Genomic DNA, 23,521 nt, shown 5'->3' on the forward strand with positions numbered 1-23,521 from the left:
TTCGACCGGGCGCCATGGTGCGCAGGTGAATCGTTGACGCAGGGGCAGTGATGACGCGGGGATAGCAAACAGTGCGCAGCAGAGTCGAAGGAGCGAATGGATCGTGCGTCCGAAGAGGGCACTGACGTGGGTTTCTCTAGCCGCCGCCGCGGTGCTGATGGCCGCGAGTTGCGGGTCCTCCTCGGACACCGCCGCGGAGACACCGCAGAAGCCGGGCACGCTCCTCTCGCAGCGGCCGCTGACGAACGGCGGTCCGAAGATCTCGGCGGCAGCCGGTTCTGCGACGTACTTCCGGTACATTTCCACCTCTCCGGACAAATCGCCTATCGAGGTGTCGGGCGCGGTGTACTTGCCGAAAGGCACTGCACCCGAAGGGGGTTGGCCGCTGGTCGCCTATGGGCACGGCACCTCCGGCGTAGCCAATGACTGTGCGCCGACGAGCTCGCCCGAGCTGTTCGGCAATGACGTCACGGTGGCGAACCTGCTCGACGCGCACAAGGCCGTGGTGATGACCAATTACCAGGGTCTCGACGGCCCCGGCTCGGCACCGTATCTGCAAGCTGAGTCCTCGGGATACGACGTGCTCGATTCCGTTCGGGCCGCGCAGCAACTCGATCTGCCGGTCACCAAAGAGGTTGTGCTCGTCGGGTTGTCACAGGGCGGGCGGGCCACGGAATCCGCGGCCGAGACGGCCAAGACCTACGCGCCCGAGCTGAAGATCCTCGGCAATGTGCTGCTCTCGCCCGCATTGCGCAGCGAACTCGCCAAGGCCGCGGCAACGAACACGCTGACCGTCGGCCAGTATCTGCTACTGCCCTATCTGGTGGCAGCCGTTCGCTATGACCACCCGGACTACTCTTACGACAAGGTTCTGCACGGTGCGCTGCTCACGGCGGCACCGCGTCTCGAAGGACTCTGCACCGGCCAGACGACACTGCGAGACCTGGCCGTCGGCCAGGCCGCAACACCCGCCGCCGCGTCGTTCGTCGACGACGGTGCCCGGCAAGCGCTCGACGACTACGAATCCGGTGGCAACCTGCCCAAGGTCACCACCGACATCCCGACCTTCATCTCGCGCGGCGACAGCGACGACCTGGTGAACACCGCCTGGGGAAACCAGGCCGTCGCCGACATGTGCGGCCTCGGCATCAACCTCGTCGACCACGTGCTGCCCGGCGGCCACGAAGCCTGGCGCGCCCGCGGCGATCTGGTCACGGCGTGGATCAACGACCGCTTCACGGGTGCCCCCGTCCCGCCGACCACCTGCCGCCGGTGACCGCCCGCCTGAAAACCGGAGCGGCGCTGCTGATCCTGACGATCAGCTACTACATCGCCGAACTGATCGTCGGCAACCGCTGGCATGACGCGCACCCATACAGCTGGTCCGACAACATGATCAGCGACCTCGGCGTCCCCGAATGTTTCGGTGATATGGCGCAATACGGCGCGTCGACGCCCCGCTACATCTGTTCGCCGTGGCACGCGCTGATGTCGACCGAGTTCGTGCTGCTCGGCGTCCTCGTGCTTGCCGCAGCGCTGCTACTCACCCCACTACTGCCGAAAACCCGTGCTGGACGGGCGATTCCCTACCTCGCCCTGATCAACTGCATTGGCATTGTCCTCGTCGGCACTTTCCCAGGCAGCGCAGGCGAAGTCCCGGGCGGCAACCACCTGCGCGCAGTCCTGCACCCAACCGGCGCTTACTTAGAACTACTCTCCGGCCTCGCGATCATGATCATCCTCGCCCGCGCCTACCGAACCCACCGCGCTTATACCGCAACAACTCTCGCCCTGATCATCGTCACCATCATCGGCATGATCACGAGCCTCGCCCCGGACCACCTCGGCCTCGGCGCGGGCACCGCCGAACGCCTCGCCATCGATCCGTTCGTCGTCTGGCGAATCTTCACCGGCGTCGTCCTCCTCATCGTCTTGCCCAGAATCCAGCGCCAGGCCGACTGAGTGTCTCGCCCGACGTCGATCAACCTGCCACGATCGGCGTCAGGCGGCACCGGTCAACGGTTGCTCTAGTCGCAATCGCTCACGGTGTTGCCGCTCTTGCTCTTTCCGACGATGGACACGAGAGAGCGCTTCGGCGAGTAGTTCGCCGGGATGGTGGCGGTTATTGATTTGCGGTGTCCCACTGGGATCGATGTGCGGAGGTGCGATCCAGGCGACCCGGCCAGGATGCGGCGACTCCGGTCCCAGCACCACGGTTTTCCAGCCGCCGGGCCCGTCGTGGACCATGGCATGGCAGCTATCGCAGGCCAGGGTTTCGTTGCCGATGTCGGTGGGGCCGGATTTGCTCCAGTCAGTGACGTGGTGGCTGGCGCACATGCTCGCGGGAGCATCACAACCGGGGCGCGAGCAGCCGCGTATAGCGGCGATCAACGCCAATCGCTGTGCGGCAGAAGCAAAACGTTTGGTGGTTCCTAAATGCAACGGCTCGCCCTGGGCATCGAACACCATCAAGAACGGCTGTGCCTCTTCAGCCAGTTTCAACGCCTCGCTCATCGGGACCAAGCCCCCGGTCGCGGTGGTCGCAACCCCGGCGGCCTTCTCGACATCCGCGACGCTCATCGTCAAGATCGTCGAGACCGGCAGTCCGCGATGAGATCCCAGCTTCTCCGGTGCGACACAGTGCGTCAACAAGGCGACGAAACCATCATGGGTGCGTTGCGCGGCACTGCGAGCATCCCGCCGAGCCGCGGCAACGAGCTCGTCCCGATCGACGTATTCGCTACCACCGGACGGACTTTCCGGATCATCCGGGTTGTTCATGCCGGGACGAGCGAGCTTGGCCATGACCGCATCGAGCAGTGCGCGCAAGGTCGGGGTGATCTCACCTTTGATCGTCGACATCCCATCGGCACGCTGACGGCCGATAGTGATACCGCGCATCCGGGCACGGTCGGTGTCGTCCGTGCGCTCCCCGTCTGGGTCCAGATACGCCAGAATCGCCTCGCCCACCTTGGGTATGTCATCAGGTGAGCCGGTCCGCGCGAAATCGGCCAGCAGCTGTTCCGCTGCCTCGAATTCCGTATTCGCCGTCGAACCGGGGACACGCTTCATCACCGCCGCGATCTGCCGCGCATGATCGACCGAAATCGCACCGTCGACCTGCGCCGCCGCGGTCGCGGGCAGGCGTGCCTCGCACACCTCGCCACCCATGTCATGCCACAACCCCAACGACAACGCGGCCGCGACGCGCGCACCGGCCTCCGGGCTGGACAGCCTCAGGGTATGCATCAAGAATTTCTTCACCGTGCCGGTACCGGTCTGATTCGGCAGGTTTCGATCCGAGGCTTGCACGATCAACCGATGCCCCACGGCCGCCAGCATCCGAGTGGCCTGTTCGACATCCCGAAGCAGCTCGATGATCTTGTCATCGGACATGGGAGTCAACGACCGCTCGAGCAGATCGGACACAGCGCCGAGCAGTGGGTCGGCGACCCGTTCCTGCTGCGCGACGCTGCTCGAACTCATGTTCCAACCCTATCGAGCCACAGCCGCGAATTCCAGTAAAAACCCCATCTGATCTGCAAGTTTTCACTTCAAACGGTATGCGAAATCAAGACTTTCGAGCGCACAGCTCCGTGATCGAGCGAGGCCTGCCGATCAGCGCAGCGTGGTGGTCAGCGCGGCCGAGTCGCGCTTGGTGGCCTGGCGGGCGGCGATGCGATCACGTCGCTCCTCGAACTTGAGCATGTCTCGTTCGTACTTCGCGAGATACTCCGCGAGTTTTTCGCGGGTCTGCTCACCCGCGGCGGTGAAGTCGTTGCGCTCGAAGATCTTCCAGATACGCAGGACCGGCATCACGACGTCTTCGAGGTGCTGGCGCATGTCGTAGATGCCGTGCTTGGCCATCAGTGTGCCGTAGCGCCGGAAGTTCGGGTTCTCCGCGCCAGGCATCTGGAAGTTCATCAGAACGAGCGCGATGGCTTCGATGGCCTGGTCGGGGGCCAGGTCGAGGGCGGCGCCGCACATGTTGCGGTAGAAGATCATGTGCAGGTTCTCGTCGGCGGCGATGCGCTGCAGCATCTTGTCGGCGATCGCGTCGTTGCAGACTCGGCCGGTGTTGCGGTGGCTGAGCCGGGTGGCGAGTTCCTGGAAGGTCACGTAGGCCACGCCGAGCAGGAATCCGGTGTCGGGGACATCGCTGGGATCGATGGTGCCGTATTTGGCGACGGCCAGCGGATCGAAACCGGTGGTCATCGCGAGCATCCTGGCGTTTTCCAGTTCGACCGGGTCGACGCCGCGGGTGACCACCAGGTAGTCACGCATCACGATGCCGTGCCGGTTCTCCTCGGCGGTCCAGCGACCCACCCAGGTACCCCACGCGCCGTCCTGGGAGAAGTTCTCCGCGATCACCCGGTGATAGGAGGGCAGGTTGTCCTCGGTGAGCAAGTTGGTGATCATCGCGGCCTTCGCGACATCGGACAGCTGCGACTGGCTGGGGTCCCAGTCGACACCGCCCATCGCGGCGAAGTTGCGGCCCTCGTCCCACGGCACGTAGTCGTGCGGGTGCCAGGCCTTCGCCATCGACAGATGCCGATTGACGTTCTCCGCCGCGACCGGCTCGAGCTCGGTGAGCAGCTCGAGCTGGGTCAAAAGTCTCCCCATTTGCGTTACCCCTCAGACGTTTTGGCTCACAGTGCGCCGGCCCGAACAACGACCGCCGACGCGACAACCTCCGCGAGCCTACGGATCCGTAGGTGGCAATTCAACTGGCCGAACTTGTGCCCCCAGAACTGGTGGCTGTGCCGATCAAGGCGGTGTCGTGGGTGGCGGCGCGGAAACGCGGATGGTCGAGGATGTCGTGCAGGAACTCGGCCGTGGTGGCGATGCCGCTGCCGCGGATGCGGGTTTCGGCCAGCGCACGGCGCATGCGGGCGATCGCGGCGGGCCGGTCGGGCGCCCACACGATGATCTTGGCGAGCAGCGAATCGTAATGCGGCGGAATGGCGTAGCCGGGGGCCACGTGGGTGTCGATCCGAACGAACGGCCCGCCGGGCAGCACACATTCGGTCAGCGTGCCGGGAGCCGGCGCGAAGTCGCGGTTCGGGTCCTCGGCGTTGATGCGGCATTCGATGGCGATGCCGCGTGGGACGGCGGATTCCGTGGACAGGGTGAGCGGCAGTCCCGAGGCGATGCGCAACTGTTCGGCGACGAGATCGATGCCGGTGACCATCTCGGTGACCGGATGCTCCACCTGCAGGCGGCAGTTCACCTCCATGAAGTAGAAGCGGCCCTCGGGATCGAGCAGGAACTCGAAGGTGCCCGCACCGATGTATCCCACGGCCTCGGCACCGCGCACCGCGGCGGCGCCGATGCGCGCGACCAGTTCGTCGGACAGGCCGGGCGCGGGCGATTCCTCGACGAGCTTCTGATGGCGACGTTGCAGCGAGCAGTCCCGTGCGCCGAGGTGGACGACCGCGCCCTGGCTGTCGGCCAGGATCTGCACCTCGATGTGCCGAGCCGAGTCGAGGTAGCGCTCGACATAGAGCCTGCCGTCGCCGAAGACGGCGGTGGCGTTGGCCCGGGTCTCCTGCCACGCACCCGCGAAATCGGCCGGATCGCGCACCACCCGCATGCCGCGGCCGCCACCACCCGCGACCGCCTTGATGATCACCGGATAGCCGATGCTGTCGGCGAGAGTCTGTGCGTCTTCGGCGGTTTCGAGTGGATCGCGACTGCCGGGCAACAGCGGTAGGCCGGCCGCGTCCATCAGGGCACGCGCGGTCGACTTGTCACCGAGGTCGGCCATCACGGCGGCGGACGTGCCGACGAAGACGAACCCCTCGGCCTCACATACCTCCGCGAAATCCGGGTCCTCGGAAAGGAATCCGTATCCCGGGTGGATGGCGTCCGCACCGGTTGCCTTGGCCGCCTCGATGATCGCGGGGATGTAGGAGTAGCTGCGCTTGGCCGGACCTGGTCCGATCCGCACCGCCTGGTCGGCGAGCCGCACCGCCGCCGAATCCGCGTCGGGAGCCGAGTACACGGCGACCGTCTCGATGCCGAGCTCAGCGCAGGTGCGGATGACCCGCACCGCGATCTCGCCGCGATTGGCGACCAGCACCTTGCGGATCGTCCGGGTCGTCACCGCACCACCTCGAGCACCAGCAGTGGCGCACCGTGCTCGACCGCTTCGCCGTTGTCGACGAGGAACTCCGCCACCCGGCCCTCGCGGGTCGCGGTCACCGGGATCATCAGCTTCATGGCCTCGACGATGCCGATCTGCTGACCCGCGCGGACCGGGTCACCCTCGGTGACGAACGGCGCGGCACCGGGCTCGGACGAGCGGTAGAACACGCCGACGGTCTCGGATACGACGGTGAAAGTATTTACGTCCGAGGCTATTTCGACCGGATCGGCCTCGATTACAGCGACCGGCGCCGCGGCTACCGTTTCCGTCACGGACGACTCCGCATCCCAGCTGATCTGCAGCACCAGCGGCCCGTTGGCCACGGTCACCGACGTGGGCGCGGTCTCCGCACGCACGGACAGTGCATGCCGGGAGAGCACAGTCAGCGCACGATCGGCATCGGCCGCGGTCAGCGCGCGGCCGACCGGCTCGGTGGTCAGGGACTCCGTCATCACATCTCCTGATGGTTCGTCGTGCGAGGCAGACCGAAGGCACGGAACCGGTTGTGCCGCTGGTCGAGTAGTTGCCGGACCGACAGTGCGCCGAGACCGGAAATGGCGTGCCGGAGCGCCCGGCGCAGGTGTGCCGCAGCGGCGACCGGGTCGCGGTGCGCGCCGCCGTCCGGCTCCGGTACCACCGCGTCGGCCACGCCGAGTTCGAGCAGGGAGGTCGAGTCGACGCGCAGCGCGGCGGCCGCACGCGGGGCGGCAGCGGCGTCTTTCCACAGGATCGACGCGCATCCCTCCGGACTGATCACCGAGTACACCGCGTTCTCCAGCACCAGCACCTGATCGGCCACCCCGAGCGCGAGCGCTCCCCCGCTGCCACCCTCGCCGGTCACCACGGCAACCACCGGAACAGGCAGTCCGGCAAGCAGTTTCAACGACTCGGCGATCGCTACCGCCTGGCCCTGTTCCTCCGCGGAAATCCCGGGGTAGGCGCCAGCTGTGTCGATCAAAGTGATCACGGGTATGCCGAGCTTCGCGGCCAACCGCAGCACCCGCGCGGACTTCCGATACCCACCCGGTGTCGGCATCCCGAAATTGCGCTTGGACAGCTCTGTCGCGGTGTGGCCCTTCTGTGTTCCGATCACCACCACCGGCGCGCCGTCGAGGCGGGCGAGCGCGGTGATCATCGCCGGGCAGTCGGTGGACAGCCGATCACCGTGTAGTTCAACGAACTCGTCGAACGATGCCGCCAGATAGTCCAGGGTCGTCGGACGACCCAATTCCCTTGCCGCACGAACGCTTTGCCACGCGTCACGGACCGGCAGCTTCGCGGGGTCCGTGCGTACCGGCGGGGTCGATTCGGCGAAGTCGATCCGCCGCGGACTGTCGGCCGCCATGGCGAGCAGCCGAGCCAACCGGTCGCGCAGTGCGGAGCGATGGCAGATCATGTCCACCACACCGTGTTCGAGCAGGAACTCCGCCGTCTGGAAGCCGGCGGGCAGCGTCTCGCCGATGGTTTGCTGGATCACTCGCGGGCCTGCGAAGCCCAGCCGGGCACCGGGTTCGGCGATGATGATGTCGGTGGAGGTGGCGTAGGAGGCCGCGACGCCGCCGTAGGTCGGGTCGGTGATCACCGAGACGGTCAGCACGCCCGCGTCATCGAGATCGCGCAGTGCCTGGCTGGTCTTGGCCATCTGCATCAGCGCCAGGATGCCCTCCTGCATGCGCGCACCGCCGGAAGCGGTGACCAGCACCAGTGGCACGCGAGCGGACAGCGCGGTCTCCGCGGCGGTCGTCACCGCCTCACCCACCGCGACACCGAGACTGCCGCCGAGGAACCGGAAATCCATGACCGCCAACACAACCGGCGCACCGCCGATGGCCGCGCGAACACAGCCGATGCCGTCGGTCATGCCGGTGCGCTGCCGCGCTTCGGCGTGCCGTTCGACATAGCTTCGAGAGTCGCTGAATCCCAACGGATCTCGCACCGTCACGGCGGGCTCGATGCGCTGCGCGGAGTCCGGATCGACCAGCGCCTCGATACGCTGGTCGGCGGTCAGCACGCCGTGGCCGTCGCAGTCCGGGCAGACTCGGCCGGCCCGGTCATAGCGCTTGGCGTAGATCATGGTGCCGCAGGACGGGCACACCATCCAGGAGGTCTGGGTATCGGGACCGGTCTCCAGTGTCGTCATCGGTGCTCCATCGGTCGCGGAACGAATCGAGTGCAGTCGGCGGGCAACCGGGCACCCGCGGTGCGTAGCTGGGCGATTCGGGTGAGATACGCGGCGCCGAGCATCATCTGATCGGCGATGTCGGCGACATGCCGGTTGCTGAGCGCGGCCAGGTAGGTCCCGGCGACCCAGTTGTTGAAGCCACCCATCGCGGGCCCGGTCCACACCTGGTAATCGGCGACCCGGTCCGCTTCGCCGCGGATGCTCCACCCGGACGACAGGCCCAGGTACCACCGGAACACCAGCGCCATCTTGCGTTTCGGGTCTTCGGCCGCGCCGACCAGCTGCGCCGGGTCTCGTTCGGTGAAGTAGCTGACGCAGTCCTGCCACACGGTGTCGAGTGGCCGCCGGAACAGCGTGGCTTCGAGGTCCCGGCGCAGTTCCGCTGGGATGTCGTCGATTCCGGCGTACGCGCGGTAGGTGTCGTACAGCCGTTGCGCGCGAGCCGCGAACATGGTGCCGCGGCGCAGCACCTGCACCTGCACGCCGAGTTCGAACATGTCGGAGGACGGCGCCATCGTGCAGTCCGCGAAATCCGCTTGGGCCAGTAGCTGTTTGGTGGTGTCGCACTGTGCGGCCTCGCGGGTGGCCTGGTTGATCGAGCCGGTCACCACGTAGGCGGCGCCCAGCGCGAACGCGGCAGCCGCGGCAGCGGGTGTGCCGATACCGCCTGCCGCGCCGATCCGCACCGCTGCCGCGGCGGCCAGGGTGCTCCGATCGCGGGCGGCGATCAGTTCCGGCAGCAGCACCAGCAGCGGCCTGCGGTCGGTGTGACCGCCGGAATCCGCCTCCGCGGTGATGTCGTCGGCCATCGGCACCTGCTCCGCCAGCCGCGCCTGCTCGGCCGTCACATCGCCCGACGCGACCAGCTGACGCAGCAGATTCGCCGGTGCCGGGCGCAGGAACGGCTCGGCGACCTCGACGCGGGAGACCTTGGCGATCAGCCGGTTCCGCACCTCGAGCTGTCCGCGCCGATCGACGCCGAGCCCGGCGACCCGGTAGCGGACGACCTCGGCGGTGAGGCCCATGAACGCCGAGGCCTCCACGCAGCGCACCTGGTGCCGCAGGCAGGAATCGACGATCGCCCGTTCCAGCGCCGGTTCGGACGGGCTGTGAATCAGGTTGCAGGCGAAGGGCTTGCCCGGCAGGGTGGCGCTGAGCTCCGCCAGCGCCGCATCCACCGCCGCAGGCGTTACGCCCGCCGCACCGTACGAGGCAAGGTAACCCGCCCGAGCCATCGCCGAAACCAATGCCGGAGAGGCGATCCCATTGGCCATCGCGCCCGCCGCGTAAGCGGCCCGCACACCGTGGGTGGCGTGGAACTGCTTGTCGCCGAGCAGTTCCGGCGGCAGTGGGGCGACCGCGGTGAGGACCTCCGAGCGGGCCACGATGCCCGCATCGGAGGTCGCGCCCACCTGGCCGTCATGACGCACGAGCCACACCGGCTGCCGCACATCGAGCAGCAACGCGCTGATGGCGTCGGCCGTCTGCGCGACAACGCTCATCCGGGACGTGGTCATCGGCCGTCCTCTCGCTCGACGAGTTCGACCGCGAGGTCGATGAGTTCGTAGATGCGCAGGCCCGGCTTCCACAGCGAGCCGTCCACGATGACGGTGACGCCGTTCGGCCCGCGCCGGACCTCCTTGATGTGCGCGTCCAGCTCCACCGTGCCGTCGGTGGGCAGGAACTGGCCGCGGTAGCGCCAGCTGAACGGCAGGTCCGCGGGGATGCGGAAGACCGGATCGCGCAGCGAGTCCGCGAATCCGGCGTCGAGCATCCATTCCTGCACCGCGTGGATCACCGATTCGACGCCCAGCGAACCGGGAATCACCGGGTCGAGGTGGAAGTGGCGGTCGAAGTACCAGTCCGACGGGTCGATCGCACGCAGCGAATGCAGGTAGCCCGCTTGGTATTTGCCGCCGCCGTCGACCACGTCGATGTGGTCGATCAGGGCCAGGTTCCGGCGGGCGCACAGTTCGGCGTTCGGGTCGGCGCGCCGGGCGGCGACGTCGATGGTCCGAGTCGGTGCGTTCGCGTGTTCGTCCAGCCAGGTCGGCGCGGCCCGTCCCGCGTCGAGGCCGGTCTGGTTGGCCAGCGCTTCGTCGCTGAAGTAGCCGAACATGGTCTCGCCGGTGTAGAACGGTTCGCCGTCGACGCTCAGGGTGTAGTCGAACGTCTGCAGTGACGAGCCGGGCAGGATCGTGGTCGACAGCAGCCGTGACGATTGCTCGATCGTCTTGTCCCGCAGGTCGGCTTGCCGCAGCACCGTCGCGGTGCCACCGAGATTACGCAGGCTCAACGTGACGCCCGGCTGGGTGAGTGTCGGCCCGGCGTAGTAGCCCATCAACAGCGCGGCCTGCAGCGAGGTTTCCATGTAGACGAAGTGCGGCATGGACTCGTTGGCGGTGTCGCCGTAGTACCAGGAGTCGGCGGGTGAGTCGTACTCGGTGGTGTACGCCGCGCCATCCAATCGGCCACGCGCACCGTCGAATTCGATGACTCGGTCGACGAGCAGCAACCCGCCGGTGGGCAGGCGGGTTGCCCGGACACCGGTGTATTCGGCGAATTCCGGCCCCATGGCGATGCTTTGATCGCCGCGCGCCAGGTGGGTCATGTGGAATTCGTTGAGCAGCAGGCCCGGTGCGGCTTCGCCCGGTCCCACGCCCGCGCCGACCGCTTCGACGACGGAGACGGTGACCTGCAACTCTCCTTGCGTACCAGCGATACTCGCTGTCGCGCTGATGTGCGGCCGAGGCACCAGATCGATGTCGGTGACAACCAGCTCCAACGTCCCGCCGGTGCCGCCCTGAATCGAGCCGCTGACCGGCGCTGCGGCCAGCGTGCTCCCCGAGAGGCACAGCTGCATGCCACAGAAGAGCGCGAACACCTCCGCCGCCTGCACCGCTGCCGCACGCGGATCGCCGTCGAACCGTGCGACCACGCGTCCTCGTCCGGTGCCACCGCGCAACTCGATCGTTGTGATCTCGGTGAGTACCAGCGGCCCGGAGGCGGCGAGGCGGGCCACCGATACGACGCCGGAGCGCTGATGACCGGTTCCGAATACGCTGACAACGTCGCCCTCGGTGAGACGAACCAGGGCAGCGTGGTCCAGACGGTCGCGCCGAGTACGAGCCAGCGCCTTGAATGCCGACTCGGCTGCGGCGGCCACCGGCTCGGCGGTCGTGACAATCACCGGCGCGGCCATGGCAGTCACCGGCTCGGCGGCCGTGGCACCAGCGGCACCGGTGCCATTCGAGAGGCTTTCGCGAACCGCTCGCTCGCCGCGAGCGGCAAGGGCGCCACCGTCGCCGGGGACGTTGCCGCCGTCGCTGACGCCAGTCGCGGCCGCCGCAGGATCAAGGCTCGCCACTCGGGTGGAAGTCGCCGTGCGCAACGTCCGCTGCCAGGCTGCCCGCTGTAACGCCACCTGAGCGGTCAGCGCCGCACGGTGTGCCGCCACGACGCCGGATCGAATCTCGCTGAACGGCTGCGAGACTCGTGTGTCCTCGCCCGCATCGGCGCCGATCAGCCGCCCGGTCGCCCGGTACTGTTCCCGATCGGCCGCAACGCCACCGTTCTCCGACCTGAGGGCCACCGCCTCGCCACTCGGTCGGTCACTTCGCGCCGACGCGACCGGGTTCCCCCGGCCACCTGCTGTCGCCACATCGGCCGCTTGATCCGTCTGCACTGCCGATGTCACAGCCACCACCGGCGAACCTGCCACCGGATCGAACGGTATTCCGTCGAACTCCAGGACTGTCATGCCATCCACCGCCTCACCGAGGTCTGGAACTTCTCTGTCAGATCCGGTGTCGTCACCACGGTGACGTCCGAGAATCTTTGCAGCACTGTGCCGTCCGCCGTAGTGGCGGTGGCGTCGATGCGGGCATCGACGCGTCCCGCTCGCGGGTTGTCCACGGTGAGCAGGAAGGTCTCGTCCGTGGGCAGCGGCCGGTAGTAGTCGGCCTGGCCGACTCCAAGGGGCAGGCAGGCGCCGCCGAGCAGGCGGTAGCCGAGCACCGGTGGACCCTGCAGGATCAGGTCGGCGAGGACCGGGTCGTGCAGGCGGCCCGCGTAGGCGCCGTTCGCCACTCGTGTTGCCGGAAGCGAGCATTCGAAGACGATGGCGTCGTCGGAGGCGGCCCGCACCAGGTGCAGACCCTGCAGGGCCGGCGCGTGGAACTGGATGGCATCACGGTAGATGTCGGCGTCGCTGGCCGATCCGCTCGGAATCAGCTTGTTCGGCGCGTCGTCCACTCCACCGGCCAGCAGCAGCGTGGCCCGGAAGTGCAGCACGTTGCCGCCGCGGATGTTCGCTTCGACCAGGGTGCGGCCGTCGGCGGACGCGCCGGGGATCAGCTCGAGTTCGAGTTCGTCCACGGGATGGTCGAACACGATGCCCTTGAGTACCTGGAAGTCCCTGGCGCCGACCACGGTCCGCCCGGTCAGACTGCGTTCGGCGAGGTTGATCATCGCGCCGAGGCCGAAAGTGGCCGGTAGCACGATGTGTTCGCCGATGCGGTGGGCCTGGATAACCGGTTCGTCGGTGAGCCCGGTCAAGACCCGCCGTGCGCAGACGGCGCCCGGCTCGACCCCGCTGGCACCGGACAGTCCGTTCGCGGGACCGATGAGGACGACGGTGTCCTCGCGGTGCTCCGCCGTGAACTGTTCGGTGAAGGCCGCCGCGCCCATCTCGGGATCGAGCAGCGCGATACCGCGGGCCAGGAAGTGGCCCCGCAGCGCGGGAGTCACCATGCCGCCGTCCCAGGCGCCCCAGTCGATCGCGGTGACGTGACAGTCGGGATGATGCCGCCGCCAGCTCACCGCGAACCGGGACAGCGCCTCGTTAGCGGCCGCGTAGTCGGCCTGACCCGCGTTGCCGAACAGGCCCGCCACCGAGGTGAACAGCACCATGTGCCGCAAGTGACCGAGTGCGGCGAGCACGGTGGCCAGTCCGGCGATCTTGGGCTCGAGGACGCGCCCGATCGATTCGGCGGTCTTGTCCGTGATCATCGAGTCGGCCAGCACGCCGGCCCCGTGCACGACACCGGTGATGCTGTCGCGCCAGGGCTCGACTGCGGTCCGCACCGCGGCCTCGTCGGTGGCATCCACCGCGAGATACTCGGCCCGCGAACCCAATTCGGCCAGCGTGGCACGGATCTCCCGGGCAGCGAGCACTCCCGAGCACGCACGCTCGATTTCCCGAGGCTTGACTCCCGTGCTCGCCAAAGCGCGTACCGCTGCGGGCTTGAGGTCCGCATCGGAAACCCCTGCCGCCCAGTCGGGTTCGGGAGTCAGCTCGGATCGACCGAGCAGGACGAACCGCGCCTCGCTGCGCTGAGCCAACGCCTTGACACACGTCGCCGTGACCCCACGCGCGCCGCCGGTGACGAGCAGTACGTCTTCCGCCGTCAGCAGACTCGGCTGCTGCTCGGCACCGGGTCGCACGATGGTGACAGAACTGGCGGCCGCATACGCGCTGGGCACCAGCGCCCGCCGCTCCCCTACCGCGTCGATCCCGACCTCGAGGGTGTCTCGTGCCGCATCGAACAATTCAGCCGTCACGAGGTCGGCCAGCGTTTCCGGTGCAACACTCCGGTCGATATCCAATGCCCGGCAGAACAGCGACGGCTGTTCGGCGGCAAGCGTTTTCACGACGCCGCCGACGCCACCGAGCAGAGCGCTCACCGGATCAGCGGTACCCGCGAAGCCGAGGTGGCCGTCGAGGCGAGTGATCGTGACGAAACTTGCCCGGTCGTCGGCCTTCTGCAGCAACGGCACCGCCTGACCGGCGGCGAGAATGGTTTCGCCGAGCCACCGCTGTGCCGAATCCCATTCGGCCGAAGCGCTGCCCACGATCACGAGGCACACCTCGATGGAGCCGAGCTCCGACAGCTCGGCCGGACCGGTGACGCGGTGGACCACCCACCCGAGCCCGGCGAACGCGGATTCGAGTGCGGCACAGTCCGGTTCCGACTCGCCGGTGAGATCCAAGAGCGCGACTCCCGCGCCCGCGCGATAGGGCGCGACGGCCCGGTCCAGCGCGGGCAGGGTGATCAGTTCGACGGCGTGCCGCGGCGTTTCGGCCGCGGCCTCAGCTTTTGGGTGGACATCACCGCCCACCGACGTGGCGAGCTCGTCGACGATCTGATCCAGGGTGCGTAGCGTGCCCAGTTGCTCCGGGCCGAGGCTCGGTAAGTCCGGAAACCGTTCCCGCAGTGCACCGATGACCTGCACACGTTTGATGGAGTCGACGCCGAGGTCGGCCTCCAGATCCATCGACGGGTCCACCATCTCGACCGGGTATCCGGTCTTCTCGGCGACGACCTCTTGCAGTGCGCGTCGCAGGGTGTCACCGGTGGGTGCGCCCGCGTCGGCCGGTTCGGAGCTGTTGGACGAAGCCGTTCCGTTCGGAGCCGCATCTACCCCGTTCGGACTGACAGGGGCCCCATTCGGCACAGCCGCACCCAGCAGGTCAGCGATCTGGTCGAGCGTACGCAGCGTGCCGAGCTGTTCCGGGCCGAGGTTCGGCAGGTGCGGGAACCGTTCCTGCAGGGCACCGATGACCTGCACTCGCTTGATCGAGTCGACGCCGAGATCGGCCTCCAGATCCATCGACGGATCCACCATCTCCACCGGGTAGCCGGTCTTCTCCGCCACGACCTCCTGCAACGCCCGGCGCAGCGCGTCGGCCGACACCTGGTCGTCCACTTCGGCGACCGGCGCATGAGATCCGTTGCCGTTCGTCTGCGCCTCCGCAATAACCGGTGCCACAACGGTTTCCACGGGTGTTACCGGCTGAGGCTGCTGGACGACCGGAGCCGTCGTCAGCGGCCGACGCTCCGGCGCCGGCTCGATCGCCGGCTGCCGCGCCGACTCCACCCGGCGGGTGGCCGGAGCCGCAGGCCGGGCCGCCGGTGCGAATCCGCTTTCCAGCTCGGCCAATTGCGCGAGCACATCGCTGGCCCGCGAATGACTCTCGCTGATCGCGACACCGTGATCCTTGACGGCCTCGATCGCCCGCACCATCGCGTCGTCGAGCGATCCGCCGCTGAGCACCCCGGCCAGCCCGCGGGCCATATCCAGCTGTCCGTCGAGGAATTGGCGGTGCGTCTGCAGATGCTGCACGAGCGCGCTGTCCAGCGCGTCCGCTCCCGGGTCGTAGGACTGCGGTGGTTGATACACGGTGGTCTCCGTTGCTTCGGTGAAAGGTGGGGCCACGGCGGCTATTTCGGGCCGGCGATCGACCACGGTGTCGACAGGGGTGGTAGCGGCAGCGACCGGCGCCGCCAGGCTCACCTGGTATCCGTCGTCCAGCACGGCGGCATACGCCGCGCGGCGACTCTCCGGCACGTATTCGGGTGCCGACATCGTCACGGTCATCGCGCGACTCGGCTGGTGCCGTACCGCGGACGGGGCCGCGTGCCGGTTGATCTCGTGCAGACCGAAGCCGAGCACGGCCAGCCGGACAGCGGCCCGCGCCAACGCGAGATCGCTGTTGCCGATCGGCCCCGAATCGGTGGGGATGGCGACCACGTCGTCGCCGAGGGTGCGCCGCACCAGCGAGGTCAGCACCTGCTTGGGACCGAACTCCACGAACACCGTGCAGCCTGCCGCCCGCATCGCCGTCAGTGCCGACGCGAATTCCACTGGCTTGCTGAGCTGTTCAGTGAGCAGGTCCCGATTGGCGGCGACGTCACTGCCGTAGTGCGCGTCGGGTGTGTTCGCGTAGACGGGAGCGTCTGGAACACCGATCGACACCGTGGCAGTCGCTGTCGCGAACGCCGCCACCGCATGCGCGACGTACGGCGTGTGGAACGCGCCGGACACCGGCAGCGCCCGGGTCGCCACGCCACGCTCGGCACTGCGCGCGACCACCGCGGCAACGCCCTCGGTGCCGCCACCGATCACGACCTGATCAGGCGCGTTGTGATTGCAGATCCACACATCGTCGACACCGTCGACCAGTTCCTCGGCCGTCTCCCTGGAGGCGCCGAGCGACACCATCGTGCCCGCTTCGACACCGTCCTCCGGCGTCATCGCCACGCCGCGCGCCCTGGCGAGCTCGAAGTACTCCTCGGTGCCCAGCGCACCCGAGGCCCACAGCGCGGTCAGTTCACCGAAGCTGTGTCCGAGGTAACCGTCGGCTCGGAACCCGTACCCGCGCAACACCTCGAACTGTCCCGCCGACAGCGCACCGATCGCGGGCTGCGCGAATTCGGTACGGCGCAAAGCGGTTTCCTGCTGCTGCGCGGTTTCCTCGTCGAAGGCCGGCGGCGGGAACACCACCGACGACACCCGCACCGGCGCACCGGCGAACGCGGTGTTGGCCGCGTCGAACGCCGCGCCTACCGCTGGATTGTTCAGTGCCGCATCTAGTCCCATATCGACGTACTGGCTACCCTGTCCGGCGAACAGTGCGCCGACCTTGCGGTCCGGCAGTGCGGCGGCCCGGAAGTACACGCCCTCCGGGTGATCCCACGTCGCGGCGTCCGGCCGGCGAACCAGCTCATCGACGGCGAGGGTGCGCAGATGCTCGGCACTCTCGTCGTCCACCGACACGAACCCGATGCGCGCGTGGTCTTCCGGAATATCGCCACCGTCGACCGGATCGACACTGCGCACCGCGTCCACCAATCCGGCGACATCGGGCGCGTGCCAGAGGTGGGCGCGCGCGGTCCGGTGCAGCACCGGCTCATCGCGAGAAGCATCAGCCTCTTCCAGCACGACGTGAAAGTTGGTGCCGCCGAAGCCGAATGCCGAGGCGGCGGCCCGGCGCACCGGTCGCTGCGGATCACGGATCCACGGGCGGGTACGCGTGTTCACGTAGTACGGCGCGTCCTCCGAGGCGATCTCCGCATTGGGCGCCGACACATTGATGGTGCCGGGCAACACCTTCTGGTGCAGCGCGAACGCCAGCTTCATCAGACTCGCCGTACCCGCGGCACCCTTGGTGTGCCCGATCTGTGACTTCACACTGCCCAGCGCCGCGAAGCGCGGCTCCGAAGTCGCGTCGGCCAGCAGCCCTTTCAGCGCGGTCAGCTCGGTCTTGTCGCCGACCGGCGTGCCGGTGGCGTGCGCCTCGATCAGCGCGACATCGGCGGGCGAGCACTCCGCGTCGGCGTAGGCCCGATCGAGTGCGACGCGCTGCCCACTGGCCCGCGGCGCGTAGATGCTCTTGGCCCGCCCGTCACTGGACGAGCCGAGCCCGCGGATCACCGCGTAGATCCGATTGCCGTCGCGCCGTGCGTCTTCCAGCCTGCGCAGCGCGAGCATGGTGATGCCCTCGCCCAGCAGCGTGCCGTTGGCGTCCGACGCGAACGGGCTGATCTGCCCGCTCGACGACAGCGCGCCCACCTTGCTGAAGCACATATAGATGAAGATGGTGTTCTCGGTGTCCACGCCGCCGGTGATCATCATGTCGGCCCGGCCGTCCTGCAGCTCGGCGATCGCCGTCCGCAATGCGGCCAGCGACGCCGCGCAGGCCGCGTCGACGGTGCAGTTGATGCCGCCGAGGCCGAGCCGGTTCGCGACCCGGCCCGCGGTGATGTTGGCCAGCAGGCCGGGGAACGAATTCGCCTCCCATGGCGCGAACGCCGCGACGAACTTGTCCGCGATCGCGTCCGCGTCGGTATCGGACAGTCCGACCGAGCGCGCCGCCTCCTTCAACACCGGCGTGGACAGCCGCGCTGCTAGGGGGTGCATCAGCGGCACCGGCCCGGTCGTGCCGAGTACCACGCCCGTCCGGCCCGGGTCGTACCAGGTCGAATCCACCGCACCGGCGTCGATGAGCAGGTCGCGGGCCACGCCGAGGCTCAGCGTCTGCATGGTGCTGGTGACCTCGAGCTGGTTCGGCGGCAGCCCGAATTCCAGTGGGTCGAACTCGATATCGGGCAGGAAGGCGCCGCGACGCGAGTACGTCTTGTCCGGGGCGTCCTGATCGGCGTCGAAGTAGTCGTCGAGGCTCCATCGGGACGTGGGCACCTCGGTGGTGCAGTCCACGCCGTCGACGATGTTCTGCCAGTACTCACGATGGTTGTGCGCGTTGGGCAGCAGCCCGGACATCCCGACGATGGCGATCGGGTTGCGCGCCAGGCGTCTGTCGTCTGTCACGAAAGTTCCTCTCGAACCGGATGGAGAAAGATCAGGCGGCGACGGTGGTCGCGGTACGCGACGCGATGAGCTCGGCCGCGCCCGCGGCGAACATGTGGTGACCGAGCGAGCTCGGGTGCAGGCCGTCGGCGGTCCACACCTCGGGCAGCGCCCAGTCCGGCTGGGTCGCGATGTCCAGCAGCAGCGTCCCGGTGTCGGCGGTGACCTCGGCGAGCACGGCATTGGCGAAGGCGAACCGCTCACGCAGCAGGCCGCGGAATCCGTCCGGGACCGGCAGCCGCGCCGGGATGTCCGGGTAGCTGGCGGTGAAAACCGTGGCACCGCCGGCCCGTAACGCGCCGAAGATGGTGCCGAGGTTGCGTTCGAATCGGCTCTCGTCGAAATCGCTGACCAGATCGTTCACGCCGACCACCACGCCGTAGAGGCCGGCCCGGGCCGACACCGCCAGGCGCAGTTGCTGTTCCACCACGACGGTCGTGGTCGCGCCGTGCACGCCGAAGTTGCGCACCGCGGCGGGCCGCAGGCCGAGCTGCCCGCCGAGCCTGGGCACCCAGCCCCGGTACCCGCCCCCGGCCGCGGCATCGCCGCGGCCTTCGACGAAACTGTCCCCCACTGCCGTTAGGCCGGGGAGCCTCATGCCGAAACCCCATCCTTGGTGACATGCCGTGCGGCCGCCGGGAAGTCGACCTTCTCGTACAGATCGGCCAGTTCCTGCTCGCCGAAGTACTTCTCCGGCGAGTAGATTCCGGCGATCAGCCCGAAGAAGCCCTTGGTGTACTCCGCGTCGTAGCTGGTGGCGCGGAACACCGAGTCGTAGTACGGCGTCAGCGACAGCTCCGAAATGCTCAGCGTCAGTTCGAAAGTGCTCGCGCTCTGGATGTCGCGCTCGCGCTCGTATTCGGCGAGCACCTCTTCCATCGGACGGCCGCCGGACAGGCCCTCGTGCACCAGATCCGAGAGCAGCTGCGCCGACTTGAACGCGTCGGTGATGCCCCAGCCGGTGAACGGATCCTTGTGGTAGCCCGCGTCACCCACGAGCGCCCAGCCGGGGCCGAAGGAGCGGCGACGGTAGTTGTCCGGGTACAGCATCGGCCGGAACTGCTCGACGCGCTTACCCGTATCCCGCAGGCGCGCACCGAGTTCCGGGTCGATCTGGGAGACGATCTCCTGCACGCCGGCATCGGGGTCGGTGCGGAACTCGCGGAACCGGTCCCGCTTGCGCATCACCGCGACGAGCGAAAGCCCGTCGTTGGTCGGCCAGGCCGCGAACTGCTGCTCGCCGAAACCGGTGCGGTGCTGCATGCCCCAGTCGACGCCGTCGTAGTAGGAGTAGTAGATGAAGCAGGCCGCCGGGGACCCCTCGTAGACCTCGGCGCCGACCGCCTTCGCGACCGTCGAGTTCGAGCCGTCCGCGCCGATCACCAGCTTGGCCCGGAACTCCTGCTCGGCGCCCTCGCCGACCTGGCTGCGGATGCCGACCACCTGGTCGCCGTCGAAAACCAGCTCGTTGACGGTGAATCCGTTGATCACCTCGACGCCCGCGTTGCCCGCGGCGTCGACCAGGATCTTGTCCAGCACGGTGCGGCGCGGGCAGTACACGGCGTCGATGCCGTCGGCCGACACGTCGGCGAAGCCCTTGATCACGATGTCGGTGTAGGAGAAGTTCAGGTGCCGGATCGCCGGGGCACCGGAGGCGACCACCTGGTCCAGCAGGCCCCAGGACTGCAGCAGGCCGAGGCCGGCCTGGTGGATGTAGTGGGTGGACGGGGTGTCACTGGGGAAGGTGGCGCGGTCCACGGCAAGAACCCGGTAGCCCTTCCTGGCGAGCAGCATGGCCAGCGGGGAACCCGCGACCCGAGTTCCGACAACGATGACGTCGTACATGTTCGCATCACTTTCCGGTAGTCGAATTCTGAATTCGAGTCTGTGGCCGCGCCGGGGCGGGAACCACCGGGCGCAGCCGTAATTCATCGGGCGATTGGCACGGCCTATCTACCCAGTCCGGCGTCGACCCGGGTAGCGCCGATGCAGGCCTTATAGCGCGGGCTGCCGAGCCCGATAGAGAACGTCGATATCCGCGGCATACGCGGCCGCGATCGCGGCCCTGCGCAATTTCCGTGACGAGGTCAGCAATCCGTCCTCGACGGTGAAATCACCGTCCACGATCCGGAATGCTCGAATCGACTCCGGCCGGGAGACAAGCGAATTCGCGTCGTCCACCGCGGACTGGATGGCGGCCGACAGGTCGCCCTCGGGGCTGCCGTCGCGCCAGCGCAGCAGCTGGATCGGATCCAGGGTCACCAAGGCGGTGACGAAGTCGCGGCCGTCGCCGACCACCATGCAGTTGCTGACCAGCGGATGCAGCCGCAGCCGGTCCTCCAGCGGCGCGGGCGCGACATTCTTGCCACCCGAGGTCACCAGGATTTCCTTCTTGCGGCCGGTGATGCGCAGGTAGCCGTCGGCGTCGAGTTCACCGATATCGCCGGTGCGCAACCACCCTTCGTCGTCCACGACGGACTGATCGGCCGCCGCACCCCAGTAGCCGGGCGAAACGTGCGGGCCACCGACCAGCACCTCGCCGTCGCTGGCCGCGATCGCCACCGACGTCCCGGGGATTGGCCTGCCGACCGTGCCGAGGCGGTTGGTCGCCGGCGCGCTGACGGTCACCGCGGTCGCCGCCTCGGTGAGTCCGTAGCAGTTCAGCAGCACCACACCGAAACCCGCGAAGAAGCCGCTGGTCGAATCGTCGAGCGAGGCGCCGCCGGAGATGACGTAGCGCAGCCGGCCGCCGAGCGCCGCGGCCACCGGATGCGCCGAGAGTTCCGGAGTGCCTTGCGCGCCAAGCAGTTCCAGCCCGCGCGCCACCGCCTCCTGCTCCTCGGTGCCGGACAGCATGGTGCGGCAGTATTTGCGAATCTTCTCCAGCCCGAACGGAATCAGCGCCAGGAAGGTCGGGCGCAGCGCCGGCAGCACCGGCACCAGATCGGGAATGCCGGGCAGCAGGTGGGTCTGGCTGCCGCCGGCCAGGCAGGCGAACAGGATGGTCTGGCCGAACACGTGCGACAGCGGCAGGGCGAGCACGGTCGTCCCGTCGAACATGGTGCCGGTCTGGCGCACCGTGTTGGCCGAGGAGACGAACATGTTGCGGTGAGTGATCAAGCAGCCCTTGGAAACTCCGGTGGTGCCGCTGGTGTAGACGATCATCGCGAGGTCCTCGGCGCGCACCGCGGCGACGCGATCCGCGAGACCGGGGGCGATCTCGCCGCCCGCCCAGGTGGCGAGCTCGGCGAAGGTCCATACCGCTCCTGCGCCCGCGGCCTGCAATCGTTTGGCATCGGCGTCGTCCTCGGCGGCGAAATACGCACTGCCACTGTCGGACAGGATGTGCTCGATCTGCGAGGCCGAGGAGGTCGGGTATACCGGGACCACCACTGCGCCGAGCGCGAGCAAGGCGCAATCCAGCAGCGCCCATTCCAGACTGGTGCGGCCGAGGATCGCGACCCGATCCCCGGCCGCCACCCCACGCGCCGCTAAGGCCGAGGCGAGCGCGCGGGCCTGCCGATCGACATCGGCACACGTGAGTTGCGTTCCGTCCGCGCCGCACAGCGAAAGCCGTTGCGGGTGTTCGGCGGCCGCTCCGGAAATCACCGAGTACAAACTCGCGTCGTCCGGAAGGTCGATTCCATTCTCGGTGCTGGACACCGCGGTGACAGACACTTTGTTCACAGTGTCGAATTCTGGTCGCCCGCAGCTAATTACAGCCCGGTCGATATCGCGGTTCCTACCGCGCGAATGTCACAGCCTATCGACGAGACTAGGCCGACACCGCGCGGGCAATATCGATGCGTGCCGACTCGGGTGATTCCACGCACTCCAGGAAAAGCGATACCGCCGGATTCGACTCGTCCGCACGCCACACCGCGTACAAATCCAGAGTCGGCACCGGGTTGAGCAATTTCACTGCCACCGAACTACTCCCCGGCGCACCCATACCCATCGAAATCGCGCGCGGCAGCGAGGCGAACCCCACCAGCGGCCGCACCGAAACCATGTGCGCGGTGGCGCCGGGATCGTCCGCGGTCTGTGCGACCGAGAGGGTGATCCTGGTGTCCGCCGCCGCGCGGAAGATCGAGTCGTACATAGCCGGACACTGTTCGCGCGCGAACAGCACACACTCCTGGCCCTCCAATTCCGAGAACGGCACGCCGGGCCGGTCGGCCCACCGGTGCCGCCTGCCGACCACCGCCACCAGCGGAACCCGGTGCAGCAGACGCCGATACCGGAAATCGGTGGTACTCGGGTGCCCGTATACCAGGGCCAGGTCGAGCGAGCCTTCGGAGAGCGCGGCCAACTGTGGCCCGGTGCGTTTCTCCCACAGCGACACCACGATGTCGGGGTGCTGCTCGGTCATCTTCGTCAAGGCCTCCGGCAGCACATGTCTGCTGGCCGGCAGGTTGTAGCCGATATTGAGCGTGCCCGCCCGCCCCTCCGCGGTCGCCTTCGCGACCTGGGCGGCTCGGTCCATCTGAGCCACGATGATCCGGGCCTGACTCTCGAACTCCCGTCCCGCCGGGGTCAGTTTGACCTCGTGCGAGTTGCGTGCGACCAGTTGCACGCCAAGCGATTTCTCCAGCTTCTGTAGCTGGGCACTGAGACTGGGCTGCGTGAGATGCAAGCGCTGCGCTGCGCGGCCGAAATGCAGCTCTTCGGCAATCGTGATGAATGAAACCAGATGTCGGAACTCCATGCCGCCGGCTCCTTTTCCGCGTACCCCGAAAGGTAGGCCGCGTCGGGTAACCCCGGATGAACCGCGATCGCACGGATGTTGCCGGGACCGTTGCGGGCGGGTGAACTCGCCCCGGTCCGGCGGCGGAATGTGCTAAGCCGAATCCCGTGACCATCCAGCATCCCCGATCGGGCATCGCAGGGCAAGCCCCCAAGTAGCCGGGAGCGGCCGGAAAACGTTGCGGGCCAGGCACAACACCGTCGGCGATGCCGTTCCGGCACGCGCGTTTCCCGGCCGTGGCTCGCACCGATCACCACGTTCTCTCGGTACCGTGTGGGTGGTGTCGTGTCGGGAG

At 68.0% G+C, this 23,521-nt stretch carries 14 protein-coding genes; 2 read left to right on the forward strand and 12 right to left on the reverse strand.

Translation table 11 applies throughout. The features are described 5' to 3' along the window. Positions 1–103: 103 nt before the first annotated feature. Both ACFWF1_RS07015 and ACFWF1_RS07020 read left to right on the forward strand, forming a co-directional pair. The gene (locus ACFWF1_RS07015) at positions 104–1,276 is read left to right on the forward strand and encodes a lipase family protein (protein WP_379286130.1); all 1,173 of its coding nucleotides are present in this window, start codon (positions 104–106) and stop codon (positions 1,274–1,276) included. Beyond that, a complete protein-coding gene (locus tag ACFWF1_RS07020; protein ID WP_379286132.1) occupies positions 1,273–1,962 on the forward strand; it encodes a DUF998 domain-containing protein in 690 nt (229 codons plus the stop codon). Before ACFWF1_RS07015 ends, ACFWF1_RS07020 begins: the two co-directional genes overlap by 4 nt. Before the next feature lie 39 nt (positions 1,963–2,001). On the opposite strand, the gene ACFWF1_RS07025 is transcribed toward ACFWF1_RS07020, so the two are convergent. From ACFWF1_RS07025 to ACFWF1_RS07080, 12 genes are all read right to left on the reverse strand, one after another. Then, complete coding sequence (locus ACFWF1_RS07025) at positions 2,002–3,486, reverse strand: DUF222 domain-containing protein (protein WP_379286134.1); 1,485 nt, start codon at positions 3,484–3,486, stop codon at positions 2,002–2,004. 132 nt (positions 3,487–3,618) lie between these two features. Next, positions 3,619–4,623, reverse strand: a complete 1,005-nt coding sequence (locus tag ACFWF1_RS07030) for an acyl-ACP desaturase (RefSeq protein ID WP_379286136.1) — start codon at positions 4,621–4,623, stop codon at positions 3,619–3,621. 100 nt (positions 4,624–4,723) lie between these two features. Then, on the reverse strand, positions 4,724–6,106 hold the full coding sequence (locus tag ACFWF1_RS07035) for an acetyl/propionyl/methylcrotonyl-CoA carboxylase subunit alpha (protein ID WP_379286138.1): 1,383 nt from the start codon (positions 6,104–6,106) through the stop codon (positions 4,724–4,726). Continuing rightward, entirely contained in the window at positions 6,103–6,600 is a 498-nt protein-coding gene (locus ACFWF1_RS07040; RefSeq protein ID WP_379286140.1) for an acetyl-CoA carboxylase biotin carboxyl carrier protein, read from the reverse strand. Before ACFWF1_RS07040 ends, ACFWF1_RS07035 begins: the two co-directional genes overlap by 4 nt. Beyond that, entirely contained in the window at positions 6,600–8,288 is a 1,689-nt protein-coding gene (gene accA / locus ACFWF1_RS07045; protein WP_379286142.1) for an acetyl-CoA carboxylase carboxyl transferase subunit alpha, read from the reverse strand. Before accA ends, ACFWF1_RS07040 begins: the two co-directional genes overlap by 1 nt. Beyond that, positions 8,285–9,847 (reverse strand): PfaD family polyunsaturated fatty acid/polyketide biosynthesis protein, encoded by a 1,563-nt coding sequence (locus ACFWF1_RS07050; RefSeq protein ID WP_379286144.1) that lies wholly within the window; start codon positions 9,845–9,847, stop codon positions 8,285–8,287. The genes accA and ACFWF1_RS07050 overlap by 4 nt, the downstream gene beginning before the upstream one ends. After that, on the reverse strand, positions 9,844–12,090 hold the full coding sequence (locus ACFWF1_RS07055; protein ID WP_379286145.1) for a beta-ketoacyl synthase: 2,247 nt from the start codon (positions 12,088–12,090) through the stop codon (positions 9,844–9,846). The genes ACFWF1_RS07050 and ACFWF1_RS07055 overlap by 4 nt, the downstream gene beginning before the upstream one ends. Further along, entirely contained in the window at positions 12,087–18,440 is a 6,354-nt protein-coding gene (locus ACFWF1_RS07060) for an SDR family NAD(P)-dependent oxidoreductase (protein WP_379286147.1), read from the reverse strand. Before ACFWF1_RS07060 ends, ACFWF1_RS07055 begins: the two co-directional genes overlap by 4 nt. A gap of 31 nt (positions 18,441–18,471) precedes the next feature. Next, entirely contained in the window at positions 18,472–19,077 is a 606-nt protein-coding gene (locus ACFWF1_RS07065) for a GDSL-type esterase/lipase family protein (RefSeq protein WP_379286148.1), read from the reverse strand. Next, positions 19,074–20,324 (reverse strand): NAD(P)/FAD-dependent oxidoreductase, encoded by a 1,251-nt coding sequence (locus tag ACFWF1_RS07070; RefSeq protein ID WP_379286150.1) that lies wholly within the window; start codon positions 20,322–20,324, stop codon positions 19,074–19,076. The genes ACFWF1_RS07065 and ACFWF1_RS07070 overlap by 4 nt, the downstream gene beginning before the upstream one ends. A gap of 150 nt (positions 20,325–20,474) precedes the next feature. Then, positions 20,475–22,166: an AMP-dependent synthetase/ligase gene (locus tag ACFWF1_RS07075; RefSeq protein ID WP_379286152.1), complete on the reverse strand. Its 1,692-nt coding sequence runs from the start codon at positions 22,164–22,166 to the stop codon at positions 20,475–20,477. Positions 22,167–22,254: 88 nt separating this feature from the next. Then, positions 22,255–23,187 carry a LysR family transcriptional regulator gene (locus ACFWF1_RS07080; RefSeq protein WP_379286154.1) on the reverse strand — a complete coding sequence of 311 codons (933 nt, stop codon included), beginning with the start codon at positions 23,185–23,187 and terminating at the stop codon, positions 22,255–22,257. Positions 23,188–23,521: the final 334 nt, after the last annotated feature.

Origin of the sequence: Nocardia sp. NPDC060255 (assembly GCF_042727395.1) — a bacterium.
In the GTDB taxonomy this organism is placed as follows: domain Bacteria; phylum Actinomycetota; class Actinomycetes; order Mycobacteriales; family Mycobacteriaceae; genus Nocardia.

What these genes read in the sequence shown, in the direction of transcription:
- ACFWF1_RS07025 (WP_379286134.1), bottom strand. Translation starts at nt 3,486, where the DNA reads ATGAGTTCGAGCAGCGTCGCGCAGCAGGAACGGGTCGCCGACCCACTG.
- ACFWF1_RS07030 (WP_379286136.1), bottom strand. Translation starts at nt 4,623, where the DNA reads ATGGGGAGACTTTTGACCCAGCTCGAGCTGCTCACCGAGCTCGAGCCG.
- ACFWF1_RS07040 (WP_379286140.1), bottom strand. Translation starts at nt 6,600, where the DNA reads ATGACGGAGTCCCTGACCACCGAGCCGGTCGGCCGCGCGCTGACCGCG.
- accA (WP_379286142.1), bottom strand. Translation starts at nt 8,288, where the DNA reads ATGACGACACTGGAGACCGGTCCCGATACCCAGACCTCCTGGATGGTG.
- ACFWF1_RS07050 (WP_379286144.1), bottom strand. Translation starts at nt 9,847, where the DNA reads ATGACCACGTCCCGGATGAGCGTTGTCGCGCAGACGGCCGACGCCATC.
- ACFWF1_RS07055 (WP_379286145.1), bottom strand. Translation starts at nt 12,090, where the DNA reads ATGACAGTCCTGGAGTTCGACGGAATACCGTTCGATCCGGTGGCAGGT.
- ACFWF1_RS07065 (WP_379286148.1), bottom strand. Translation starts at nt 19,077, where the DNA reads ATGAGGCTCCCCGGCCTAACGGCAGTGGGGGACAGTTTCGTCGAAGGC.
- ACFWF1_RS07070 (WP_379286150.1), bottom strand. Translation starts at nt 20,324, where the DNA reads ATGTACGACGTCATCGTTGTCGGAACTCGGGTCGCGGGTTCCCCGCTG.
- ACFWF1_RS07080 (WP_379286154.1), bottom strand. Translation starts at nt 23,187, where the DNA reads ATGGAGTTCCGACATCTGGTTTCATTCATCACGATTGCCGAAGAGCTG.